The 15341-nt window shown below is 66.5% G+C and carries 14 protein-coding genes; 5 read left to right on the forward strand and 9 right to left on the reverse strand.

Features of this window, described 5'->3' with window-relative positions:
* Positions 1 to 279 precede the first annotated feature (279 nt).
* Positions 280 to 1869, reverse strand: coding sequence for a cation:proton antiporter (locus CAFEL_RS10255; RefSeq protein WP_194560557.1), 1590 nt, complete (start codon positions 1867 to 1869; stop codon positions 280 to 282).
* A gap of 200 nt (positions 1870 to 2069) precedes the next feature.
* Entirely contained in the window at positions 2070 to 3260 is a 1191-nt protein-coding gene (gene glf / locus CAFEL_RS10260; protein WP_194560556.1) for a UDP-galactopyranose mutase, read from the reverse strand.
* 159 nt (positions 3261 to 3419) lie between these two features.
* On the opposite strand from glf, the gene CAFEL_RS10265 reads away from it, so the two are divergent.
* Positions 3420 to 5351 carry an N-acetylmuramoyl-L-alanine amidase gene (locus CAFEL_RS10265; protein ID WP_290172041.1) on the forward strand — a complete coding sequence of 644 codons (1932 nt, stop codon included), beginning with the start codon at positions 3420 to 3422 and terminating at the stop codon, positions 5349 to 5351.
* Here CAFEL_RS10265 and glpK read toward each other — a convergent pair.
* Entirely contained in the window at positions 5348 to 6808 is a 1461-nt protein-coding gene (gene glpK, locus CAFEL_RS10270) for a glycerol kinase GlpK (RefSeq protein ID WP_194560555.1), read from the reverse strand. The two genes, CAFEL_RS10265 and glpK, sit on opposite strands and share 4 nt — an antisense overlap.
* Before the next feature lie 292 nt (positions 6809 to 7100).
* Here glpK and CAFEL_RS10275 point away from each other — a divergent pair, with 292 nt between their 5' ends.
* Positions 7101 to 7982 (forward strand): hypothetical protein, encoded by an 882-nt coding sequence (locus tag CAFEL_RS10275; RefSeq protein WP_194560554.1) that lies wholly within the window; start codon positions 7101 to 7103, stop codon positions 7980 to 7982.
* On the opposite strand, the gene CAFEL_RS10280 is transcribed toward CAFEL_RS10275, so the two are convergent.
* From CAFEL_RS10280 to serS, 3 genes are read right to left on the reverse strand one after another with little or no spacing between them, the layout of a single operon-like run.
* Complete coding sequence (locus CAFEL_RS10280; protein WP_194560553.1) at positions 7979 to 8812, reverse strand: HAD family hydrolase; 834 nt, start codon at positions 8810 to 8812, stop codon at positions 7979 to 7981. The two genes, CAFEL_RS10275 and CAFEL_RS10280, sit on opposite strands and share 4 nt — an antisense overlap.
* A gap of 4 nt (positions 8813 to 8816) precedes the next feature.
* Positions 8817 to 9647: a lysophospholipid acyltransferase family protein gene (locus tag CAFEL_RS10285; protein WP_194560552.1), complete on the reverse strand. Its 831-nt coding sequence runs from the start codon at positions 9645 to 9647 to the stop codon at positions 8817 to 8819.
* Positions 9647 to 10900, reverse strand: coding sequence for a serine--tRNA ligase (gene serS / locus CAFEL_RS10290; RefSeq protein ID WP_194560551.1), 1254 nt, complete (start codon positions 10898 to 10900; stop codon positions 9647 to 9649). The genes CAFEL_RS10285 and serS overlap by 1 nt, the downstream gene beginning before the upstream one ends.
* 80 nt (positions 10901 to 10980) lie before the next feature.
* Between serS and CAFEL_RS10295 the strand changes: the two genes are divergently transcribed.
* Genes CAFEL_RS10295 through CAFEL_RS10305 form a run of 3 tightly spaced genes read left to right on the forward strand, consistent with a single transcriptional unit; the run spans position 10981 to position 13169 of the window.
* The gene (locus CAFEL_RS10295) at positions 10981 to 11709 is read left to right on the forward strand and encodes a GntR family transcriptional regulator (protein ID WP_194560550.1); all 729 of its coding nucleotides are present in this window, start codon (positions 10981 to 10983) and stop codon (positions 11707 to 11709) included.
* Between the two features lie 9 nt (positions 11710 to 11718).
* Entirely contained in the window at positions 11719 to 12819 is a 1101-nt protein-coding gene (locus CAFEL_RS10300; protein WP_194560549.1) for a septum formation family protein, read from the forward strand.
* Positions 12820 to 12821: 2 nt separating this feature from the next.
* Entirely contained in the window at positions 12822 to 13169 is a 348-nt protein-coding gene (locus tag CAFEL_RS10305) for a metallopeptidase family protein (RefSeq protein ID WP_194560548.1), read from the forward strand.
* On the opposite strand, the gene CAFEL_RS10310 is transcribed toward CAFEL_RS10305, so the two are convergent.
* The 3 genes from CAFEL_RS10310 to CAFEL_RS10320 are packed head-to-tail and all read right to left on the reverse strand — an operon-like array spanning position 13166 to position 15267.
* A complete protein-coding gene (locus CAFEL_RS10310; protein WP_194560547.1) occupies positions 13166 to 13570 on the reverse strand; it encodes a hypothetical protein in 405 nt (134 codons plus the stop codon). The genes CAFEL_RS10305 and CAFEL_RS10310 overlap by 4 nt on opposite strands.
* Before the next feature lie 39 nt (positions 13571 to 13609).
* Positions 13610 to 14437, reverse strand: coding sequence for a prephenate dehydratase (pheA, locus tag CAFEL_RS10315; protein WP_194560546.1), 828 nt, complete (start codon positions 14435 to 14437; stop codon positions 13610 to 13612).
* A complete protein-coding gene (locus CAFEL_RS10320) occupies positions 14434 to 15267 on the reverse strand; it encodes a hypothetical protein (RefSeq protein WP_194560545.1) in 834 nt (277 codons plus the stop codon). Before CAFEL_RS10320 ends, pheA begins: the two co-directional genes overlap by 4 nt.
* Positions 15268 to 15341: the final 74 nt, after the last annotated feature.

Genomic DNA, 15341 nt, shown 5'->3' on the forward strand with positions numbered 1-15341 from the left:
AAAAGTGGGGGGCTCGTCGATCAGCAAAGGCGCTAATTCCTGGCCAAGGTAAACGCCGGTAGGCGAAAACAGCTCCCCTGTACTTCATCATGACATCAAACTGAGTGTCCGGGCGACACCATTAGGGAACAAAATTTGGCGGATCCCTTCGCTATAAACCACCGCCCCTGACCTGCCCATTTTGCATTTCGAAACGGTTTCGCTTGGCGTTTTGAAAGCGATCTGCTCGGCATTTTAAAAACGGGGCGGGCCGGGGGCTCGTCGATAGGCAAAAGCCCCTTACTTCGGCTCCCACAAGCTGCTCGGGCCGGTGAGAGCCTTGCGGTCGCGCGCGAGAATGAGGCGGTCCAAGTCAGCGAGCACCGCGTCGACATCGGACGGGTTGTACCTACGCTCGCGCCGCGCCCGCTGCAGCTCGCGGCTGGCGGCGCGCAATGCCACATCCTGCATCTGCACCGCCCCAGCGCGGGCGCGCTTGAAGGCTTCCTTGCGCTCCTCGGAGCCCTCCGGATCCTGCAAGCGCTTCTCCGCAATCGAGTCCAGCCACTGCTGCACCATCTTGTACGCCTCAGGCTGGTACTCCTCACCGTGCTCTCGCACCGCCTTACGCGCAGCCGCGTACGCCCGCTGGTTCAGCTCCTCGAGCGCCTTGTCGGCGCCAGGCCCGTTTTGCAGGTCAAGCTTGTCGACGAGCCAAGGGAGCAACAACCCCGGCACCACCATCGTGCAAGTGAGCACGGTCAGCGCGATGACTGAGAGTTCGTGGTGGTAGCTCGTCGCCGACGCCGGGATGGCCAGCACGAGCGCCAGCGTGACCAGCCCGCGCATGCCCGCCCACGCCATGAGCAGAACCTCCTGCAGCCGCAGCGGAGAGACGTTCGTTCGGTGCTTTTTCTCGTTGAGCTTGTACAGCACCCACATCCACACGAAACGCACCGCGAACGCGACGACGGACAGGACAACGCCCACCTGCACCGCCTGCCAGATGTGCGTGTCGGCGGTGTCCAGCGCGTCGCGCACGCTCATGCCGATCAGGCCGAACGCCACGCCGGTAAACAGCAGCTCCACCGTCTCCCAGAAGGAGTGGCCGGTCAGGCGGTCCTCGGCGGTCATGGTGGAGCGCGAGGACATCTCCACCGCGGCGATGACAATCGCGATGACGCCGGAGGCTTCGATGGCCTCGCAGCCTGCGTAGATGGCGAACGGGAGCACCCAGGTAAACGCCGTGCGGATCACGGAATCAGGCACGGAGTTGGCAAAGATAGCCGCCAGCCTGCCCACGACCAGGCCGATCAGCACCGCGGCGATGGCGGCGTAGAGGAACTGCAACACGCCCTTGCCAAAGTCGACCTCGCCGTGCGCGACCGCGGCCGCCATCGCGACGTTGAAGGTCACGATGGAGGCGGCGTCATTGAACAGCCCCTCCGTCTGCAGCGTGCCGGTGATGCGTTTCGGGATACCGGCCGGGCCAGCCACAGCGTCCACCGCCACCGGGTCCGGCGGAGCAATCGCGGCGGCGAGCACCATCGCGGTGGCCAGGCTAAGCCCGGGCAGCATCCACATCGCCGTGGCGGTCAGCGCGGCGATGGTGAGAAACACCAGGATGATCGACATGGTCAGCACCACGTTGAGCTGGGAGCCGATCTGCCCCCAGCTCGTGCGCCGGGCCAGCGACCACAGCAGCGGCGGCAGGAAGATCGGCAGGATCAGGTGCGGATCGATGGAGACGGTGTCGATGCCGGGGATGAAGATCACCGGCGCGACCACCACGGTCAGAAGCGCCGGCCACGGCAGGCCGGTGCGCTCACCTACCGCGGCGACGAAGATGGTGGCGAGCAGTAGTCCGATAATTGCGATAAAAGTTCCCACGCTGGGCTAGTCTACGGCGCGCCTACGCCGCGTCGAAGAACTCCACCGCGGTGCCGGCGTCCCGAGCGCCGGCACCGCCGGGCAGCTCCCGCCCGCCGTTGCAGATCCAGCTACCACGATCCAGCTATTCGCTTCCAGGATCCGATTAGCTGGGTCTTAGTAGCTGGATCCGCGAAAAATGGAGCAGACTCTAGCCCACCCTAGTGCCCGCGCGGCTGGCTCAGCGGCTCGCCGGACTCGAAGAACGGGCGCAGCTGGTTGTCAAACAGGGTCAGCGCCGCGGCGATGGCCATGTGCATGTCCAGGTACTGGTAGGTGCCCAACCGGCCGCCGAACAGGACGTTGTTCTGCTCGGATTCTTCTGCCGCGAGGCGTCGATAGGCTTCGAGCTTCTCGCGGTCCTCCGGGGTGTTGATCGGGTAGTAGACCTCGTCGTCGTCCTCCGCGAAGCGGGAGTACTCCTTCACAATCACGGTCTTGTCGTCGGGGTAGCCGGAGCGCTCCGGGTGGAAGTGGCGGAACTCATGGATGCGGGTGTACGGCACGTCCTCGTCGTTGTAGTTCATCACCGGGGTGCCCTGGAAGTCGCCGACCTCGAGCACTTCCTGCTCGAAGTCGAGGGTGCGCCAGCCCAGGCGGCCCTCGGCGTAGTCGAAGTACTGGTCCAGTGGGCCGGTGTAGACCACGGGCGCGTCCGGGTTCTCGGCGCGGATCTCGGAAGCGACGGCGAACCAGTCGGTGTCGGTCCGCACGTCGATAAGCTCATGCTCCGCCATCTTCTCCAACCACGCGGCGTAGCCGTCGACGGGCAGGCCCTCGTAGGTGTCGTTGAAGTAGCGGTTGTTGAAGGTGTAGCGCACCGGCAGGCGCGAGATGATCTCCGGCGGCAGGTCCGTGGGGTCGGTCTGCCACTGCTTGGCGGTGTAGTGCTTCACAAACGCGTCGTAGAGCGGCTTGCCAATGAGCGCGATGCCGCGCTCCTCCAGGTTCGTCGCGGCCGCGGGGTCGAGGCCTTCGCGCTGCTCCTCGATGAGCTTTTTCGCCTCTTCCGGCGAGTAGTACCGGCCGAAGAACTGGTTAATCAGGCCGAGCCCCATGGGGAACTGGTAGGCGGTGCCGTCGTGCATCGCGAAGACGCGATGCTGGTAATCGGTGAAGTCGGTAAACCGGTTGACGTATTCCCACACCCGCTCGTTGGAGGTGTGGAACAGGTGCGCACCGTATTTGTGCACCTCAATGCCGGTTTCCGGCTCGTTTTCGCTGTACGCGTTGCCGCCGATGTGGCTGCGTTTTTCCACCACCAGCACGCGTTTGCCCAGCTCACTCGCCGCTTGCTCGGCCACGGTGAGGCCGAAGAAACCCGATCCAACAACAATGAGGTCGTATGCCATGCGGCCTATTTTCGCACAGTTGCCTATCGACGGAGCTCCGCCACGACACGCCCCAGAAGTCTCAAGTCTTTCTTGAGACTTGAACTTGCACTACACTTCGTTTCTGTCACATTTGCCACTGCTTTTGCAGCGAACCTCAAAAACCCCAGGAGTATTACTGTGCAGCAACGTCGCAGCATTCAGGGCGGCGCGGCCCGACCCGCCCGGGCCGCGATCATGCCCGTGATCGTGTCCGTCCTCCTCGTCACAGCACTTGTTGCCGCCAACGCATTCAGCGGCAACCGCATCCTGCAGGTGCAGTCCCTCGGCGCCGGCGCCCCGGAGGTCTACACCACCTCGTCGTCGTTCGCGGCCGGCGACAACATCACCGTCGACGACGCCGCCATCCGCACCCAAGGCGGCGAAGAAGATCACGTGCGCCGCGTGGTCAAGGAGTTCACCAACGACCGCGAGTTCTCCATCGTGGGCCTGACCTGGACCGGCGATCGCGACATCGTCGCGTACGTGCGCTCCCAGACGGCCGACGGCACCTGGTCCGAGTGGTTCGAGATGGACCCGGCAGACCCGCAGGCGGGTTCCGACAAGTTCGGCACCGAGCCGATCTACGTCGGCCGCACCACACGTATCCAGGTCTCCACCGGCAACGTGGACCTGCTTGAAGGCGGCCGCGCTGTCTCCGACGCCCCCACCACCGCCAACGACATCGAAGCCGTGTTCTTGGACGGCGGCACCGGCACGGCGCAGGGCGGCATCCAGCCGGTTGCCGACTCCTACACTCGCGGCATGCCCGAGGTGGTCACCCGCGCGCAGTGGGGCGCCGGCCGCAGCAGCGCCCCGTACTACTCCGAGCCCACCACCGCCGCCACCGTGCACCACACGGCCGGTTCCAACAACTACTCCGAGGCCGAGGCACCGGGCATCGTGCGCGGCATCTGGAACTACCACGCCAACAACCTTGGCTGGGGCGACATCGGCTACCACGCGCTCGTCGACAAGTACGGCAACATCTACGAAGGCCGCGCCGGCGGCATGGACCGCGGCCCGCAGGGCGCCCACGTCGGCTCCTTCAACCAGAACACCTGGGGCGTGTCCATGCTGGGCGACTACCAGCAGGCCGAACCCACCCCGGCCGCGCTGCGCGCCATGGGCGAGATCATCGGCTGGAAGGCCGCCGTCGCGGGCTTCGACCCCACCGGCTCCAGCTACCACTACGCCGAGGGCAACTTCCGCGGCTCGAAGTACGCAGCCGGCCAAGGTGCAATGTTCAGCAACATCAACGCCCACCGCGACTTCCACTACAACACCTGCCCGGGCGACAACCTGTACTCCAAGCTGCCTGTGATCCGCGCAACCGCGGCCACGAAGTACCGCTCCTTGGGCGGCAGCCGCTCCGGCATCGGCTCCGTCTTGGACCGCTTGAACGGCGACGACAGCACCACCACGGCGACCGCGCCGGATGCTGCCCCGGCAGACCCGAACTCCCGCGCCACCGAAACAGTTCCAACGCCGACGCCGAAGCACCAGGGCAGCCCGAGCAACGGCACCCCCGACGGCACCCTGGCCGCGCTGTCCTCCGGCGACCCGAACACCATCGCCACCGTGGCCGGCACCGCCATCGGCCTGGTGCTGCTGTTCCTGGCGGCCCAGGACCAGCTGCCCACCGTCTCCAACGCCGGCGACACCCAGGTTTTCGAGGTCCTGACGCTGGCGCAGGCAGCTGACCTAGCCAAGCAGATCAGCCCGGCCGTGGCACCTACCCTCAACGCGTTCGGCTCCAGCGAGGCCGCCCAGGTGTGGACCGCGCTCGAACCCACGCTGGGCAAGCTCGTCGCCGGCGTCGGTGGCCCGACCGGCCCGGCCGTGGCGCTGTACTCCAACGGCATCGGCGCCCGCAACAACGAAGGCGAAATCATCGCCCTGGTAGGCAAGATCGCCGAGGCCTGGCTGCAGCAGGGCCTCGACGCCGGCCCGCTGGGCATGCCGGTGACGCAGCAGTTCAACCCCACCGCCGACACAGTCCGCGTGGACTTCGAAGGCGGCTTCATCACCTACAACCCGTCCGCTAACACGGTGGACATCAATACGAACTAGGCCAAATTGAGGCAGCGCGACACCGCATCCTCCCATGCGGCGACAAGCCGGTCCCTTTCGGGGCCGGCCATTTCGTTTTCCCAGGTGGTTGTGGGGCCGAGCGTCAGCGGTTCGTCGATAAGCGAAATGCCCATGCCCGCCGCCGACGCCGCACCCATCACCGTGGTCTCGGTGTTCGCGGGACGCTCCACGGTCAGGCCCAGGATGTCGGCCTGCATCTGCATGAGCAGGTCGTTCGTAGTCATCCCGCCGTCGACCTTGAGCGCCTTCGGCTCCCCGCCCATCGCGCACACCACCTCGCGCGCCTGCAAACAGGTCGCCTCGAGCGCCGCCCGGGCGATATGCCGCCTATCGACGAACCGGGTCAACCCCACGATCACCCCTCGCGCATCGGGGCGCCACCGCGGCGTGAACAGCCCCGAAAACGCTGGCACGATCACCACTCCCCCACTGTCTTCGACCTGGCTGGCCAACGTCTCGGACTCCGCAGCGGTGGTGAGGATGCCCAGCTGGTCGCGCAACCACTGAATCAGCGAACCGCCCACCGCCACCGAGCCCTCCTGCGCATACACCGGCGGCTGGCCCTGGATCTGGTACGCCACGGTGGTGAGCAGCCCGCGGTCGCTGAACCTCGGCGTACTCCCCGTGTTGAGCAGCATGAACAGGCCCGTGCCGTAGGTCATCTTCGCGTCGTTTTCGCGAATCCCGCCCTGCCCGAACAGTGCGGCCTGCTGGTCGCCCAACACGCCGGTGATGGGCACCCCCGCCAGCGGGCCGCGGGGGCGGATCTTGCCGAAGTTGCCCACCGACGGGCGGATCTCGGGGAGGATTTGCGGCGGGATGCGGAGCTCGTCGCAAAGCTGCATGTCCCACTCAAGCGTCTCCAAATCCATGAGCAGGGTGCGCGACGCGTTGGTCACGTCCGTTAGGTGCAGCGCGCGATCCAGGTCCTTCGCGCCGCCGGTGAGGTTCCAGATCAGCCAGGTGTCGATCGTCCCCGCGAGCAGCTCGCCCTTTTCCGCGCGCTCGCGGGCACCGGGGACGTTATCCAGGATCCACGCCCACTTCGGCGCCGCCGGGTAAGAATTGTGTAAAAGCCCCGTCTTACGCAGGAACTTCCCGGCATCGCCGTCGTGGTTCGTGCGGGTGTCCTGCCACACGATGGCGTTATAGATCGGCTTGCCGGTCTCCTTTTCCCAGATCACGGCCGTTTCGCGTTGGTTGGTCAGGCCGAGCGCGTCGATGTCCTGTTCGCTGATGTCCTCGTCCGCGAGCGCTTCGCTCAACGCCCGGCGCGTGTTGCGCCAGATCTCCATCGGGTCGTGCTCCACCCAGCCCTTTTGCGGCATGTGCTGGGCATGCTCGAACTGCGACTGGGCGACGACCTTGCCGTCGGTGCCTGTGATGCACACGCGTGTCGACGTTGTGCCCTGGTCAATCGCCGCAATCAAAGCCATGCGCGTGATTCTACGGGCGGGGGCGGGGGTGTCTGTCGCCGCCCGCGCGATGGCAGGCTCGCACCCGGAAGCCTGCTCGAATCGTCTAGCAGCGGTCGCGGGTTGCTAGACGGTCAGCCCGCTATCCGCACTGACTTTCAATACGACCTGGGGAAACGCGAATGGCAAACGCGGATCGTCTAGCAACTGCTTCCGTCCTGCTAGACGATCCGCGCATCACCACCCCAGGCACCCCGCTCGACCCACGACATCCGCGTGGACGAGCAGCACAGCCCGTGCGATACTTCCCGCCATGGGGGGAATTCAAAAGAAACGTCAGGCTGAGCTGGATCTGATCAAAAAGGTCGCAGCACAGTGCAAAACTGCTGTCATCACGGGCCCGGCCGCTGCCCGGTTGCTTGAACTTTCCACGCACCGATGGGTGACCACGGTGGATCTTGCGATGCCCGGATCGTCTCGGGCCTGGGGCAAGACGTACCCAGACAGGGTCTACCGCAGCGGCCTCCTCCGGGAGACCGAGTTCGTCAACCACAACGGCGTCCGCACCGCGACGGCGATCCGCGCGATGTTCGATTCGTTTCGCTACCACGGTCGGATGGAGGCGCTGGTGCAGATCGAGTCCGCGCGCTTCAAGCACGAGCACCTCACCACGGACTACCTGCTGGAAAAGACCGAAACCCTCACCCGCGCCCGCGGCATCAAGGCGTTCCGTGAACTGATCTGCTACTCCGCCGACACGTCCGCGAGCGCATTGGAATCCATCGTGCGCGATGCGATTTTGCGCGCGATCGCGCAGGGCCGCCTCACGGGGGTGGAGACCATCGAATTCCAGGTGGGGTTCCGCATCACCGAGGCAGATGGGTGGCCCACCGTCGCCTGGGCGGACGTGCTCATCAACGGGTTTATCGTGCTCGAGGCGGACGGGCTGGAGAAGAACAGCGGGGTGTTCGGGGATGCAGCAGAAGCTTTACGACGGGAACGCCACCGCGAAACCCAACTCCAGAATCAAGGCGCCGTGGTGCGCAGGGTCGGGTGGGACAGGGCGGGCACCGGGGAGTTCATCGCGCAGATCCAGAACGCCATTGACCAGCGCCCGGGGGTGCACCAACTGCCCAACCGGATTGACACGCCGTACCGGGTCTGGCTGGCCGAGCTAGCAAAGAAAGCGAGCTAGAACCAGCGCTCGAGCACTTGCGCGACGCCGTATTCGTCGTTGGTGGCGGTGACGTGGTCCGCGGCGTCGTGAAGCATGGGCGCGGCGTTGGCCATGGCCACCCCGCGGCCGGCCCAGCGCAGCAGCTCGAGGTCGTTGGGCATGTCGCCGAATGCGATGGCGTCGGCGGCGGTGACGCCGTAGCGCTCGGCCAGGTAACGCGCGCCGGCGGCCTTGTCCACGCCGGGGCAGGACACTTCGATCAGGCCCTCGTCCATGGAGTAGGTCACGTGAGCGAGCTCCGGGTCCACCTCGGGGGCGATGAGCTCGAACATCTGCGCCGAGGTCATGGATGAGCAGCGCACCAGCAGTTTCGCTGCGGGTTGGCTGATCAACGTTTGGGTGTCAGAGACGCCGAATTGGCTGTCCCAGGCGTCCCGGTTGTACTCGGGGGTGATGATGAAGCACTCTTCTTCCGGGTCGAGCGCGGACGAGCCGACGCGTTCTACGCCGTAACCGTGCGGCACACCGGCGAGGACGCGCTCCGCCACCTCGACGACCTCGGCCATCGCGGCCGGTGCGAGTTCGTAGGCGTGCAGCACCCGGTCCGAAGCGGGGTCGTAGACCACGGCGCCGTTGGCGCACACGCACACCGGCGCGATCGGCAGCTGCTCCAGCACGGGAATGAGCCAGCGGTGCGGCCGGCCCGTGGCCAGGCCGAAGTGCGCGCCGGATTCAACGGCGCGCACGATCACTGTGCGCAACCGGTCGGTGACTCGTCCGGCGGAGGTGATGAAGGTGCCGTCGATGTCGGAGATGATCAGGCGCGGGGCATCACCAGTGGCGTTCATGTTGTCACTTCCTGCGCTGCTTCTTTGCCGCGCGCTCAGCGCGTTCCTTCGCGTAGAGCTCCTCGGCCTCTTCCGGCGTGGGCGCGGTGCCGCCGAGCGCCACCGGCATCCATGCCTCGCCTGCGCCGTCGGTGTAGAGGGAGGCGTATTCGGACCGTGAGGCGTCAAGAAGCGACTGCATCTGGCGCTTCAGCTCGGCGGTGTCCGCCTCGGCGTCGCCGGTGAGGTGGACGGGCTCGCCGTAGCGCACTATGACTGGCACGTCGCGGAAGTGTTTCGGCAGGTCCTTGGTCCAGATGCGCTGCGAGCCCCACATCACACAGGGCACGAGCGGCACCCCGGCCTGGTGGGCGATGCGCGCGGCGCCGGTTTTGAAGTCAGCCAGCTCAAACGACCGCGAGATGGTGGCCTCGGGGAAGATGCCAACGAGGTTGCCCTCGCGCAGCATCTGCACCGCCGGCGCGATGGAGGCGCCGCCGTGGGCGCGGTCCACCGGAACGTGCTTCATCAGCTTGAGCAGCCAGCCCAACACGGGCACGTCGAAGACCGACTTTTTGGCCATGAACCGCACGAGCCGCTCGCCGTGCAGGTAGGGCCCGGTGCCCATGAGGATGAAGTCGGCGTAGCCGGTGTGGTTGCCAGCGAGCAACGCGCCGCTTTCCGCCGGGAGGTTTTCGGCGCCGATGACCGTGACCTCGATGTTCGCCGCGCGCATAAGGCGGCGGGCGAAACCGACGAGGCCCTGGTAAAACTTCTCCACTGCTTCGTCGCGGTTGGCGGCGATGCCTTCGTAGAGCCGCGGGACCGTGAAACCGCGGTATCGGCGCGTATCCATTACGGCGTGAGCACTTCCTTGCCTACCCACGGTCGCAGCGCCTCAGGAACGCGCACGGAACCGTCCGCCTGCTGGTTGTTCTCCAGGATGGCTACCAGCCAGCGGGTGGTGGCCAGGGTGCCGTTGAGGGTGGCGGCGGTCTGGGTCTTGCCGTCAGCGTCGCGGTAGCGGGTGTGCAGGCGGCGGGCCTGGAAGGTGGTGCAGTTGGAGGTAGAGGTCAGCTCGCGGTACGTGCCTTGCGACGGCACCCACGCCTCCGTGTCGAACTTGCGGGCGGCGGAGGAGCCGAGGTCGCCGGCCGCGACGTCGATGATGCGGTAGGGCACCTCCACGGCGGCGAGCATGTCGCGTTCCAGGCCGAGCAGCTTCTGGTGCATCTCCTCGGCATCCTCAGGCTTGCAGTAGGCGAACATTTCCAATTTGTCGAACTGGTGGACGCGCAGGATGCCCTTGGTGTCCTTGCCGTAGGAGCCGGCCTCGCGGCGGAAGCAGGAGGACCAACCGGCGTAGAGCAGCGGGCCGTCCGACAGGTCGATGATCTCGTCCTGGTGCAGGCCGGCCAGGGCCACCTCGGAGGTGCCCACCAGGTACATGTCGTCGCGCTCGAGGTAGTAGATCTCCTCGTCGTGCGCGTCCAAAAACCCGGTGCCCTGCATGACGTCCGGGCGCACCAGCACCGGCGGAACCATGAGCTTGAATCCGGCCTCGCGCGCCTTCTGCGCGGCGAGCATGAGCATGCCCAGCTGCAGCCAGGCGCCGTCGCCGGCCAGGTAGTAGAAGCGCGCGCCGCCGACCTTGGTGCCGCGTTTCATGTCGATGATGCCCAGCGGTTCCGCCAGGTCCAGGTGGTCTTTGACCTCAAAGTCGAATTCGGGCACCTCGCCGACGTGCTCGAGGACGACGAAGTCCTCCTCGCCGCCGGCCGGGGCGCCTTCGATGATGTTGGCGATGGAGTACTGCAGCTTCTCCAGCTTCTCCTGCGCCGCCGCCTCCCCTGCTTCGGCCTCCTTGACGCGGGCCTTGAGCTCGTTGGAGCCCTCCAGCAGCGCCGGGCGGTCCTCGGGGGCGGCCTGGCCGATCTTCTTGCCAAACGCCTTCTGCTCGGAGCGCAGCTCGTCCGCCTTCTGGATGGCGGAGCGGCGGGCTCCGTCGGCGGCCAGCAGCTCGTCCACAAGCGCAGGGTCTTCGCCGCGGGCTCGCTGGGACTCGCGGACGGCCTCGGGGTTTTCGCGCACACGCTTCAGATCAATCACGCTTGTTCACCTTACATTGTCTGCCGACGCGGCAACGGCACAACAGCATCCGGTCATAACCAGTGGGCTATGGTGGGCGTATGACCCTCCCGATCACAGACGGCCCTGTGCCCAAGCACGAGCAGCTCCGCTCGCTTTTGGAGTCCCGCATTGCCGAGGAGTTCTCCCCCGGCGACCCGCTCCCGGGCGAGCGCGCGCTGGAGGAGGAGTACGGCGTTTCCCGCATCACGGTGCGCCGCGCGATCGGGGATCTGGTGGCGGCAGGCCGGCTGCGCCGCGTGCGCGGCAAGGGCACGTTCGTTGCCCCGGCGCCGTTGGTGTCGCGTCTGCACCTGGCGAGTTTCTCGGATGAGATGCGGGCGCAGCGCGTGGAGGCGTCGTCACGCATCCTGCTGAGCGAGCGCACCGCCCCGCCGGAGGAGGTGGCGCAGTTTTTCGGCACCGCCGCCACCGACACGCACATCCGTTTGCGCAGGCTGAGGCTTGGCGACGGCGAACCGTACGCCGTCGACGACGCCTGGTACAACGCCACGCTCGTGCCGGACCTTTTGGAAAACGACGTCTACCACTCCGTGTACACGCTGCTGGACAAGCACTACGGCCTCGGGGTCACCGAGGCGGAGCAGACCGTCACCGCGGTCACGGCCGGGCCGGACAACGCCCCGCTGCTGGACGTTGAACCGGACGCAGCCCTGCTGCACATCGTGCGTTTCGCCCGGTCAGGAGGGCACAACGTGGAGTTTTGTTCCTCGGTGTACCGCACGGACCGCTACCGGCTGACTACTCGAGTAGCGCGAGAAGTGGAATAATGGGCCGCCATGGCTTCGAAACAGAGCGCGCTGCGTTCCTTCATCATCGCCGCACTGGCGGGCGCCGTCGGCGCGGGCACGTACACACTCGCCGCCGGCACTTCGGAGACTGAGCCCGGCACGCAGGCCTCCTCCACCACCGCCAGTTCCACCGTCTCGCCCGATCAGGCCACGACGTTCACAACCGCCGACGCGGGGGCCTGCCTGACCTGGCAGGTGGCCGAAGACGGCACGATCACCGGCTTCGAGCAGGCGGACTGCGAGGGCGAGCACCGCTTCGAGGTGTCCCTGCGCCAGAATCTGGCCACCTACCCCACCTCCGAGTTCGGTCCGGAGGCGCCGATGCCGAACCCGACGCGCCAGGCCCAGCTGCGCGAGGAGCTGTGCGGCGCTGGCACGTTCCGGTACTTGGGCGGCAAGTACGACCCGAACGGCCGCTACTCCATCGCCCCGATCCTGCCGCCGGCGGACGCGTGGGCCCGCGGGGACCGCACGATGCTGTGCGGGCTGCAGGAGACCAACCGCGCCGGCGAGCCAATCTTGACCTCGGGGCGCGTGGAGGACCAGGACCAGGCCCGCGTGTTCGAGGCGGGCCAGTGCGTGGCTATCGACGCATCCAACACGCTCACCGCGGTGAAGTGCGCGGACCCGCATCAGCTGGAGATCACCAGCCAGGTCTCGCTGGAGCAGGTTTTCCCGGATCACACCCCGGCCGTTAAGGAGCAGGACAAGCACCTCCAGGACGTGTGCACCGAAGCCGCGCAGGACTACATGGGCAGCGAGGAGAACCTCTACCAGATCGCGCTTCGCCCGTTCTGGACCACGCAGACCCCCGCCGCCTGGGAGGGCGGCTCCCGCAGCGTGAATTGCGCGTTGATGTTCTCGCGCCCGGAGGGCGGTTTTGCCAACCTCACCGGCTCCGCAACGCAGGGCCGTGAGCAGTTGCTTATCGACGACGCTCCGCCCCCCAAGCGCCCCCAGCGCCGTCCCTTGCGGGAAGAGCAGGCCCCGCCTGCGCCCGCGCCCGACGCAGGCGCGCAGGACCCCGCAGTCGCGCAAGACCCCGCAGCTGGCGCAGCCCAGGCTCCGGCGCAGGCACCGGTGCAGTAGCCATGCTCCCGGTCAGCGACGAGGCGTTCGAGGAGATGATCAACGACGCGTTGGACACCATCCCCGACGATTTCGCCCAGCACATGACAAACATGGTGATCCTGGCGCGGGATTACAACCCGGACAATCCGACCCTGCTGGGCCTGTTCGAGGGCGTGCCGCTGACGGAGCAGCACTCGAACCACTCCGGGTTCTTGCCGGACGCGGTGTTCGTGTACAAAAACGCCCTCGAGGCGATCTGCGTGGATGAGGAGCAGCTGCGCCACGAGGTGAAAGTGACCGTGCTGCACGAGGTGGGCCACTACTTCGGGCTGGAAGAGCACGAGCTCCACGCCCTCGGCTGGGGCTAATTTTCGGGTGAGAGCCCGCCCATTTCCTTGGCCACCTGCTGCACTTCTAGCGCGCGCTCTTCATCCCCCATGGCACCCAGGCCATCAAGGCCCCGGTATTGGATCTCGTCGGCGAATGGGTCGTAGCGCACCGCAAGCCCCCAGCACGGGTCCTCGGCCGGGCGGCGCTGCAGTAGCACCTCGTACATGAGGCGGTACAGCTGCTCCTCGAACTTCAGCTCCACCAGCCCCACGCGCCCCTCGCTTTCCCCGAGCACGAAGAAGAACGCCTGCCGCCGCTGGGTGTGCCCTATAAATAAGCTCAGCGGGAACTTCTCCTGCACGTAGTGCATCTGGCTTCGCACTTCGTACTCGAAGCGCTCAACCGCGTCGCCCGCCCATGGGTACCTGTCCGTTGGCATGGTGAAAACCATATGCACTGTTGTACACGAACTTTGCGGCTAGCGCGCCGCGCGCGGCCATGTGCCCAGCTGCCGCATCGCGGTGGTGTGTACGGCGCAGGCTTCCAACGCTGCCGCCACCGCCGCGTCGCTGGCGTGGCCTGCCAGGTCCACGAAGAAGTCGTAGGTGTTCGGCTCCTCGCGCGTGGGCCGCGACTCGATGCGCGTCATGTCCACCCCGCGCGCGGCGAATTCCTGCAGCACGCGCACCAGGGCGCCAGGTTCGTTCTTCGTGCGGAAGACAATCGCGGTGCGGTCGTTGCCGGTGGGCTCCGGCAGGGCGGGTTGCTTTGCGACGAGCACGAACCTGGTCCGCGCCGTCTCCGCGTCAGCGACGCCGCGGGCGTGCACTTCCAGCCCGTGCAGCGCCGCCGCACGCTCCGGGGCGACGGCCACGTCGGCGTCGCCGTCGGCCACCATCTTCGCTGCCGCGGCGTTAGAGGGGGCGGGGATGAACTGCGCTTTCGGTGCGTGTTTTGCCACCCAGCGCTTGACTTGTTGGTGGGCGACGGGGTGGGTGGCGAGCCGGAGGGCGTCGCTAAGCGTGTGCCCCTGCCTGGTCATCACTGCGAACGCGATGGCAAGCTCGGTCTCCCCCACGATGCGCGCGTTTTCAGCGGCGGCGAGCGCGTCCATGGTGGTGGTCACCGCGCCGTCGATGGAGTTCTCGATGGCGCACACCGCGTACTCCGCCTCGCCCGCGTCTAAGGCGGCGAGCGCCGCGGCGGGCGACTCCACGGGCACGTACTGCGCGCCCTCAATGCCGAAGCGCAGCGCAGCTTCCTCCGTGAACGTGCCGGCAGGGCCCAAGTAGGCAACTCGGGTCATGGCTGCCTTTGCAGCAGCGGGTGGGTGTCGTTGGCCACGTCTCTCCAGTTCTCCGCGGTGGTGCGGATGCGCTCGGCCCAATCGTCCCACGACGCGCCGCTGGTGAATTCACCGGTGAGCTTGTTAATGGTGATCTGCACCTGCGCGTGGTGGAACGGCTTTCCGTCCGCTAGCGCGTCGACGTAGGCGGTGGCGAAGGGGTCGAGCGCGGTGCGGGAGAACACGCCGTAGATGTAGGAGAGGTTCTCCATGTAGAAAATCGCGTCCACCTGCTCGAGCTGCGTGCCTTCCGGGCCGGAAGTCATCGCGAAGAAAACGTTCAGCGCTGCCCAATCCGCGCCGAAGTACTGCGCCTGCTGGTGGACCTCCTGGCCGAGTCTGGTAAACAGCTCCTCGGTTAGGTGGGCGCCAGAGGGACGAAACGCAGGCTTCATTGCCGAGCGGTGGTAGAGGTGCGCGTCCACCATCGCGGCCGCACGCGCCCCTTGAAGTCGCTGCGCGAAGCGCTGCAGCGCCGCCACATCTGGCATGCCCTCGGCTGGGTCGTACGGGTGGCTGCCGTGGTAGACAAACGAGTTGGACTTGGGCGCGAAGCTAGCCGCGTACAGCTGGGTGGGTCCGCCCTGGCCGGTCTGGGCAACCTCGTGCCAGAACACCTCGTAGAAAAGCGTGCGGTGCTCGTCCTCTAAGTCGATCTTCGCGGACTGCGGCGGCTCGCCTTCCAGCTGCACCATCGCGGTGACGAAGGTTTTGCCCTCGTGCGCGATCACCACGGAGTAGAACGCCTCCACCGGGAGGTGGTTGGAAATCTGCGCGACGATGGTGCGCACTAACTGTTGATACGGCTCTCTCGGGCTGCCCGCCCCGGGGTTCTCACCAGCTGCCATAGGCACGTTTGTACACG

The sequence above is a fragment of the Corynebacterium afermentans subsp. lipophilum genome, from assembly GCF_030408375.1.
Classification (GTDB): domain Bacteria; phylum Actinomycetota; class Actinomycetes; order Mycobacteriales; family Mycobacteriaceae; genus Corynebacterium; species Corynebacterium lipophilum.